Source organism: Maricaulis sp., from assembly GCF_048269565.1.
GTDB lineage: Bacteria > Pseudomonadota > Alphaproteobacteria > Caulobacterales > Maricaulaceae > Maricaulis.
Genome location: NZ_JBLXIK010000005.1, coordinates 25,988 through 35,008, shown reverse-complemented (window position 1 = coordinate 35,008; position 9,021 = coordinate 25,988). Strand labels below are relative to the sequence as shown.

The window sequence follows — 9,021 nt, the reverse complement described above, 5'->3', positions numbered from 1 at the left end:
CCACGTGCGGGACGTTTCGAATGTCTCACTTAACTATTGCGCTAAACGGCATTCGCCGCGTCCCGCACACCTCCCAACACGGGGAGGGCAACCCAAACCTCCAGCGGCGAGCCGCGTGGAGATTTTTCTGCTGGGATCTGGCGCCAGACCGCCCGGGCCCCGTCAATCGAGGCCCGGGCGTTTGAGGTTTCGCTTATTGTGCCGCCGTTACATTCGGCACTTCCGTAAACGGCCGGATGCCGAATTCCGGATAGATCTCGGTCGGGAAGTAGATCACCCCGTCGGAGGCGACCATGGAGATGGTCTTGATCTCACGCAGGTCTTGCGTGGGGTCGCCGGGGACGAGGTAGAAATCGGCCAGCATGCCGGGGGCGATGGTGCCGAGTTCATCATCGACGCCGAGATAGGCGGCCATGCCCTGGCTGGCCCAGGCGAGGATTTCCGGCGCTGTCATGCCGGTGCGCTGATACAGTTCCAGCTCGCGGTGGTAGGCGAAGGAACCGCCCAGATCGGTGCCGGGCACGAGGAAGATGCCGGCCTCGCGCATCATCGAGATGGTGGCGAGGATCTGGTCGAAAGCGCCGCGATAATTGGCGTCATCCTCGGCATTGGCGATATCGGCCCAGGCGCTGCGGGCGCTGCGCTGCTCTTCCACCGGCATGTGGTCGATATAATCGACAGCACCGGGGGTCAGCTCGCCATTGCGCGACAGCAGCAGGGCTTCGTGGATCGCCAGGGTTGGGTCAATCGCGACGCCGCGTGCGGCCATGGCATTGATCGTGTTCTGGACTGGCTCGCTTTGCAGGTCGAGTGCGGGCAGGCGGCGAAGCGCCGTCAGGCGCAGCAGCTCACGTGTGTCCTCGCCCTCTTCGAGCACCCAGCCGAGCATGACCTGGTTGATATGGGTCATCTCGTCATAGCCGGCGGCGATCATGGTGTCGGCATTGGTGAAGGCGGGCACATGGCCGGCGACGCGCAGGCCGCGCTCATGGGCGCGTTCGATCATCGCGGGCACCCAGTCGGGATTCATCGAGTTGTAGATCTTGATCTGGATGTAATCGCCGGTATCGGCATAGGTGTCGACAGCGGCGACCGCCTCTTCCTGGCTGGCAACCAGAATGCCGTTATTGGCGCTGAACGGGCTTTGCCCCTCTATGAAACCGCTGCGGAAGACGCGGGGGCCGGCCAGTTCGCCGCCCTCGATACGCTCGATCAGGGCCGAGAGGACCTCGTTATTATTGCCCATATCGCGCACGCTGGTGACGCCGGCGGCGATATTGAGCAGGGCATCGGCCTCGCCCATATGGCCGTGCATCTCGAACATGCCGGGCAGAAGGGAGCCACCGGCACCATCGATCTCGACTTCGCCGGAGCGGGTCGGCACGTCAAGCGCGTCGATGGCGGCAATGCGGTCCCCCTCGATCACGACCGAGACCGGGGCGCCGAGCGCCTGGCTTGCCGGATCGAAGACGCGGACATTGCGGATACGCACCGGGGTGCCGTAATCATGCGCCGTGCGGGCCTGGATGTTTTCGAGCCGCGCCGCGCCATAGGCGGCGGCGATGCCGCGCAGGCGTTCATCCTCGGCCTCAAAACCTGTTTCGAGAATCGCGAAGCCGGGCGTGACCAGGCCGAAGAAGGCGCGGTCATGCATCAGGATATAGGTCGGTTCCAGGCTGGTGCCGGTGAGGGCATAGCTGGTGACCGTGCGCTCATGGCTGCCGTCGGAAACGCTGAGCTGTTCAATCTCGTTGAGCTGCAGGGCGCCGCCGGGAATGGCGTTGAGCGCGCCATCCTCGCTGTCCATCAGGGCGCGCGCCGCGATCGCCAGCCAGTAGGGGCTGCCATCCTGGGGCACGTAGAAGGCCTCGCCGTCGATCAGCGCCGCGTCACTGCCGGTCGCATCGCTCCAGCTCGCCTGGTCGTCCTCGAACTCGAAGCTCTCGTCGATCGGATTGCCGAAGGTCGAGGCGCCATCAATCGTCCAGCTGGTCGGCAGGCCGGCGGCATCGAGTGTCACGCTTTCGGATATCGTCGGGCCGCGGCCATTATTACGATATTCGAATTCAACACCATAGCCGGTATCGGTGGGGGTGATCTCGAGGGCGCCGATTTCGGTGTTGCCATAAATGACGGTGAAACGCGTCGCCTCGGCGGCGCTGGTGTCCGGCGCGTCGGTCGCGCTCTGCGAGGCCGGCGGATTGCCGCAAGCGGCCAGGCTCGCGGCCAGCATCATTGCCAGGCCGGTCTTGATCGAAACATGCATGGATATTCCCCCATTCCCACAGATTGGCGGCAAGGAGTAGCATCGATCCCGGCGGCTGTCAGCGGCCGGGCTGGCGAGGCAGAGCCGCGCACGATCCCCGATCTGAAAACGGCCGGACAAAAATGTGATTTTTATCGGGAATTCGCGCCTGTACCGATTGAGGTTTTCCCGTCGCGCGTGCACTATATCCGGCATGGAAACATTTCTGCTGCAGGCGGCCATCTATCTCGGAGCCGGCGTCATCGCTGTGCTGATCGCGCACCGGCTCGGGCTCGGCTCGGTGCTGGGCTATCTGCTGGCCGGGGTCGCGATCGCGCCCTTGCTGGAAATGGTCGGTTCGCACACGCAGGACGTGCAGCATTTTGCCGAGTTCGGTGTCGTCATCATGCTCTTCCTGGTCGGGCTGGAGCTGCAGCCACGCCTGCTGTGGGACATGCGGGTGCGATTGATCGGGCTGGGCGGTCTCCAGGTTCTGGTCACGGCGCTGGCGCTGGGCGGCGGCCTTGCGGTCGGCATGGACTGGCGCGTCGCCGTCGCGCTCGGTCTGATCCTGTCGCTCTCCTCGACGGCGATCGTGTTGCAGACGCTGGGCGAAAAGGGCTGGCTGCGCAGCGAGGGCGGGCAATCGGCCTTCTCCGTGCTGTTGTTCCAGGATGTCGCCGTGATCCCGATGCTGGCTCTGATGCCCTTGCTGGCGCTGAGCACGGGGACGGGCGAAGTGCCTGTGGCCGGCAGCCTGGCGATGGAGGGTGCCGATGCGCATGGCGGCGAGGAAAGCCTGATCATGCACCTGCCGGCCTGGGGACAGGCCCTGATGACCCTCGGGGCGGTCGTGCTGGTCATACTGGTCGGGCGCTATCTCACCCGGCCGATGTTTCGCGCCATCGGCCGCACCGGCCTGCACGAGATCTTCTTCGCCGCCTCGCTGCTGCTGGTGATATCCATCTCGCTGCTGATGGGCTGGGTTGGCCTTTCGGCTGCGCTGGGCACGTTTCTCGCCGGCGTGGTTCTCGCCGACAGCGAATACCGCCACGAGCTCGTCAGCGTGCTCGAACCCTTCAAGGGCCTGTTGCTGGGGGTCTTCTTCATTACGGTGGGCGCCGGCATGCAGTTCAGCCTGCTGGCCCAGTCACCGGGCCTGATCCTCGGCCTGGTGCTGGCGCTGATCCTGGTCAAGGGCGTGATCCTGTGGGGGCTCGCAGTGGCCTTTCGCATTCACGGACATGCGCGCTGGCTGTTCACATTTTCACTGGCCCAGAGCGGCGAGTTCGGTTTCGTGCTGCTGACCTATGCTGTCGGCGTGCGTGTCCTGCCAGACCATATCGCCAATATCACCGGCCTGGTGGTGGCCTTGTCCATGATGGCGACGCCGCTGATCATGATCGTGTTCGAGCGCTGGGTCTCGCCGCATGTCACCCGCAGCCGCGGCGCGCCGCGCGAGGCCGACGATATCGAGGAAGAGGCGCCGGTCATCATCGCCGGGATGGGACGCTTCGGCCAGATCGTGCAGCGCCTGCTGGTGATGGACGGCCAGCGCCCGGTCGTGCTCGACAATTCGCCGGCCCATATCGAGAGCCTGCGCAAATTCGGCATCCGCGTCTATTATGGCGACGCGCTGCGCCCGGGCCTCCTCGAGGCGGCGGGGATCAGCAAGGCGCGCCTGCTGATTGTCGCCACCGACAACCAGGAGCGCGCCATCGAACTGGTGCGCCACGTCAAGCAGCGCTATCCGCAGATCCGCGTTATTGCCCGCGCCGCCAGCCGGGAACATGTCTACAGGCTGCGCGCTGCCGGTGCCGACAGCGCCGTTCGAGAGCTGTTCGGCTCCTCGCTCGAGGTTGGACGGCAGGCGCTGGAATATCTCGGCCGCTCCTCGGCCCAGGCCGAGCGCAAGATCAGGGCCTTCGCCGCGCATGATGAGGAAAGCCTGCAGCAATTGTTCGAGGTCTGGGATGCCGATACCGACCTGTTCGACAATGAGGCCTATATGGAGCGCGCCCGCTCCCGCGTCGTTTCGCTCGCCGAGCTGATGGCCGACGATGCCGAGGAGCAGCTGGAGAGCTGAGCCGGCGCGCATTCCGGCCGCTCTGCCGCACCGGGGTGGATTGGACTTTCGGCAATGGACGAATATCGTTAACCTGCATGAATGGGTTCGGGGAGGGGCCGGTCGTGCTTCGGGTTTTGGGTTTTCTGATATTGTTCTGGCTGGGTGCGGCTGGCCGCCTCGAGGCGGGAAATGACGACGCGCAAGACGTGGTCGCAGCACCGGCGCCGTCAGGTGTCTCAACCCGTGTCCGTGTCCAGGCCGGGTGGACTGACGCCGCGATCGAGCAGCTCGCGATCAGCCTGTTCGACGCGCCAGGGCACGGCCTGCCCAGTCTCGATTCGACCGCCGAGATTCTGCTCGACCCTTCACTGCCACGCGAGCGCCGCGCGGCGCTGGCGACCGAGGCGTTCTTCCGTTTTGGCGGCTGGCTGCGTTTCGGCCTGACCGATGCGGAGACGCATGCCCTCAATGTGCTGGACGAGGCCGAGCGGGCCGAGCTGGGTGCTGTGCTCAATCGGGCGCTGACCGAGGGCCGGGTCGGTGACGCGCTGGGCGCGCTTGCGCCCGATCTTGGCGGCTACCAGATTCTGCGCGCTGAAATGTTGCGCCTGATGGCCCTGCGGCCGATCTGGCCCGGGATTGATCCCGGGTCTTCGCTGGCGCTCGGTGATCAGGGGCCGCGGGTCGACCAGCTCCGCGCCCGCCTGGCGGCGGCCGGCCTCTATCGCCAGAGCTGGCAGGCCGGGGATGTCTTTGACTTGCGGCTCGAGACAGCCGTGCGTCGCTATCAGGGCCGGGCCAATCTCTCGCCGACGGGCCAGATGGATCAACCGACATTGCGCCACCTGAATATCACGCCGCAGCAGCGGCTGGCGCAGCTGCGGGTCAATCTCGAGCAGCGCCGCTGGCAGTCCCGCCAGCCCGGCGAGCGGCATATACGGGTCAATCTCGCCGACTTTGCTCTCGAGGCCTGGGAGGGCGGGCAGGTGGCGCGGCGCCATCAGGTGATGGTCGGTCGCCAGGTCAGTTCGACGCCAGAGTTTTCGGAGGACATGCAGTATATCGTCCTCAATCCCTGGTGGGGAATTCCCGGCGGGCTGGCACGGACCCGTTTCCAGTCCTTCCGCCGCAATCCCGGCCTTGCGGCGCAGCAGGGCTTCCGGATCTATGACGCCGGCGGCAACCAGATTTCTGTCTATGAAATTGACTGGAGCCGGTGGGGCCGGGACTGGCCCTATCGCATGTCGCAACCACCGGGCAGCACCAATCCGATGGGCGAGGTAAAGTTCATCTTCCCCAACAGCCACAATGTCTACATCCACGATACCACCGAGCGTGACCGCTTCTCCGAGACCCGCCGCGACTTCTCGGCGGCCTGTGTCCGGGTGCGCGACCCGCTGGTTCTGGCCGAATGGGTGCTCAGCCGGCAGGAGGGCTGGGATGGCGACGAAATCGAGCGCGTCGCGGCCGGCAATACGCCAACGGTGATCTGGCTCGAGGACAGGATCCCGGTCCATATCAATTACTGGACGGTGGTGGGGGATGCCGATGGCGATGTCCGCTATCTCAATGACCTCTACCACCGCGACGCCGCCGTCATCCGGCAGTTCGAGCTGGCCTGGGCGCAAGCTGCCGGCCCGGCCGGCGAACGATTCGCCGGTCAAAGTGGTGCGGCCGCATCGCTGCAGTGAGGGATCGCCGTGAAAATCACCGGAGTGTGGCGTCAGGAGCGACGTCGCGGCACCCCCACACGCTCCGGGTGTGGGTGCGGTGCAGCATTCGCACCTGCGGCGGATGGCGCGCCGGCCGCCGGCCATGATGGGCGCGGAAGCGTTGCTGTGACAGGCCACAGGGCAGGTCAGTGGCGGTAGCGGCCCCGGTTGTCGCGCCCAGCTTCTGCCGCAAAGGTGTAGCGTCTCTGCAACGGCGTCAGAAATTTGCACCGATTGCGTGTTTTTTCGGACTTCGCGGTGGCGAAGCGAGACGGTTTGTTATATTGAATTGAATGGGAAATATCCGGAGTGGGTGTTTTCGAATTTTCCGGAACGATTCCGGGAATACACTTTCACACCAAGGAGGCGAAAGCCTCCGGAGGGGGTATGATGAAAAAACGGCTTTTTACGGCGGTTGCCGTCGGAGCCTTCCTGGCAGCGGCTCCTGCGTCGTTCGCTGACGAAGGCTGGTATGGTCGCGGTGCTGTCGGTTACGGCGGCCCAGGCGACACCGATGTTTCTGGTTCGTTGAATGGCGAAATCAATGGCGAAGGCAATTGGCGCGAAGCCGTTGCAATCGGCTATGAGTGGGCCGATGGCTTTCGCTTCGAAGGCGAACTGGCTCACCGCTACAATGATACCGGCGCTGTCGGTTCCTTTGAGAACAGCAGCAGCAAGTTCCAGATCTGGTCGCTGATGGCGAACGCCATTTTCGATTTTAATCCAAATGGCTCTTACCATCCTTACGTGGGTGTTGGTGTCGGCGTTGCCGAAACCAATGGCACTCTCTCTGGCTGGTCTGCCGGCACGAAGCCTGTTGGTGCGACAGCCGCTGACTATATCGTGTCGACCGACAGCGACAGCCCGTTCGCCTGGCAGGTTATGGCCGGTATTGGTTGGGATCTGACCGAGCGCCTGACCCTGGATACCGAGTACCGGTATTTCTCGGCCGGCGGTTCGGATTATGACCCAGGTGTAAGCGTCGATGCGCTCGCCGGTCATGAGGCTTGGATCGGTCTGCGTTATGCTTTCGCAGCTCCACCACCGCCACCACCGCCACCACCACCGCCACCACCGCCACCACCGCCGCCACCGCCACCGCCACCACCACCGCCACCAGCGGTCGTGTGTAACGATGTGCAGTTCCCGGTCTACTTCGAGTGGGATCGTGCGGACCTGACGGATCAAGCGCGTGCGGTTATCGCACAAGCTTCGAACCAGCGCGGTTCCTGTGGCGTGACCCGCGTGTCGGTTGCCGGCTTTACGGACCGTTCCGGTGCAGCATCCTACAATGTGGGTCTGTCCGAGCGCCGTGCCCGCGTTGTTCGTGATGAACTGGTTCGCCTCGGCGTCCCGGCCAGCACGATCTCGCTGGAAGCCTTCGGCGAAACCCGCAATGCGGTTCAGACGCCAGACGGTGTGCGCGAGCCGCTCAACCGTCGTGCAGAAGTGATCATCGTCCTCAACTAATACTGAGGCTGATGTCAGAAATCGGGCGGTCCGGCATATTGCCGGGCCGCCCTTTTTCTTGGAAAAATCATGCCGCGAACTCGGGGAATCGGGGCTGGAAAGCAGGCATTTTTCGGGGGTGTGAGGGCAGACTTGACCCGGGCCACAAGCTGGTTCTAATCGCCCGGATACGCAGCGGGGCGGCCCCGCCACGCGCGATTTCGAGGACCTTCCGATGAGCAAACCCGACAAGCCCTACCGCAAACATTCCGTGGCCGGCCACACGCTGAGCCCCGAAACCCAGATGATGAGCTATGGCTATGACCCAAGGCTCTCGGAAATGTCCATCAAACCCCCCGTCTTCCTGACCTCGACCTTTGCGTTCGAGTCAGCCGAGGCCGGTGCTTCCTTCTTCCGTGTGGCACTCGGGCAGGCCGAGGCCGGTGATCCGGAATCCGGCGGCCTGATGTATTCGCGCTTCAACAATCCGAATATGGAAGTGCTCGAGGACCGGCTGGCCCTCTATGACGGCGCCGAGGAAGCCGCAGTCTTCTCTTCGGGCATGGCGGCGATCTCGACCACGCTGATGGGCCTGGCCCATGCCGGCTCGGTAATCCTGCAGTCGACGCCGCTCTATGGTGGCACCGAAAGCCTGTTGCGCAAATTCCTGCCCAATTACGGCATCAAGACAGTCGATTTCTTCGCTGCCGCGACGGAAGACGAAATCCGCGACGCGGCCGAGGCCGCGATGGCGTTGGGCCCTGTCTCTGTAATCTATACCGAGACCCCGACCAATCCGACCAATGACCTCGTGGATCTGGCGGCCTGCAACCGCGTCGCCGACATGATCGCCGAAAAGCAGGGCACACGCCCCTGGATTGTCGTCGACAACACCTTCCTCGGTCCGGTCGGCCAGGCACCGCTGAAGCTCGGGGCCGATGTGCTGGTCTACTCGCTGACCAAATATGTCGGCGGCCACAGCGACCTGATCGCCGGCTCGGCCCTGGGCAAGTCGGAACCGATGGCATTGGTGCGCGGCCTGCGCGGCTATCTCGGCACCAATCTCGACCCGCATACCTGCTGGATGCTGTTGCGCTCGCTCGAAACCGTGAAGATCCGCATGGACGCCGCCGCGCTTGGCGCCGCTAAAGTCGCCGCCTTCCTGCGCGATCACCCCAAGGTCAGTCGTGTGCGCTATCTCGGCTTCCTCGGTGAGGGCAATCGTGATGCCGATGTCTTCAAGGCGCAGTGCACTTCGGCCGGCTCGACCTTCGCCTTCGACCTCGCCGATGAGGCGAGCGCTTTCCGCATGCTCAATGCGCTGCAGGTGATGAAGCTCGCCGTCAGCCTTGGTGGCACCGAAACGCTGATCTGCCATCCCGGTTCGACGACCCATCGCGGTGTCGACCCGGAATTGCGCAAACGCCAGGGCTTCTCGGACGGTCTGGTCCGGGTCTCCGTTGGGATCGAGAATCCTGACGATCTTATCGCCGATCTGAAGCAGGCGCTCGACAAGGTCTGAGCCGCCATCACGGTCCAGCTCCGGC

5 protein-coding genes are annotated in these 9,021 nt (G+C 64.1%); 4 read left to right on the top strand and 1 reads right to left on the bottom strand.

Translation table 11 applies throughout. The features are described from left to right. Window positions 1–193: 193 nt before the first annotated feature. Window positions 194–2,266: an amidohydrolase family protein gene (locus tag ACN0YL_RS10695; protein ID WP_417497964.1), complete on the bottom strand. Its 2,073-nt coding sequence runs from the start codon at window positions 2,264–2,266 to the stop codon at window positions 194–196. Between the two features lie 193 nt (window positions 2,267–2,459). Here ACN0YL_RS10695 and ACN0YL_RS10690 point away from each other — a divergent pair, with 193 nt between their 5' ends. The 4 genes from ACN0YL_RS10690 to ACN0YL_RS10675 all read left to right on the top strand — a co-directional run bounded on the left by ACN0YL_RS10690 (window position 2,460) and on the right by ACN0YL_RS10675 (window position 8,996). After that, window positions 2,460–4,331, top strand: a complete 1,872-nt coding sequence (locus ACN0YL_RS10690; RefSeq protein ID WP_417497963.1) for a cation:proton antiporter — start codon at window positions 2,460–2,462, stop codon at window positions 4,329–4,331. Window positions 4,332–4,435: 104 nt separating this feature from the next. Beyond that, window positions 4,436–6,004: a L,D-transpeptidase family protein gene (locus ACN0YL_RS10685; RefSeq protein ID WP_417497962.1), complete on the top strand. Its 1,569-nt coding sequence runs from the start codon at window positions 4,436–4,438 to the stop codon at window positions 6,002–6,004. Between the two features lie 330 nt (window positions 6,005–6,334). Continuing rightward, window positions 6,335–7,495 (top strand): OmpA family protein, encoded by a 1,161-nt coding sequence (locus ACN0YL_RS10680; RefSeq protein WP_417497961.1) that lies wholly within the window; start codon window positions 6,335–6,337, stop codon window positions 7,493–7,495. Between the two features lie 214 nt (window positions 7,496–7,709). Further along, window positions 7,710–8,996 (top strand): cystathionine gamma-synthase family protein, encoded by a 1,287-nt coding sequence (locus ACN0YL_RS10675; RefSeq protein WP_417491548.1) that lies wholly within the window; start codon window positions 7,710–7,712, stop codon window positions 8,994–8,996. Window positions 8,997–9,021: the final 25 nt, after the last annotated feature.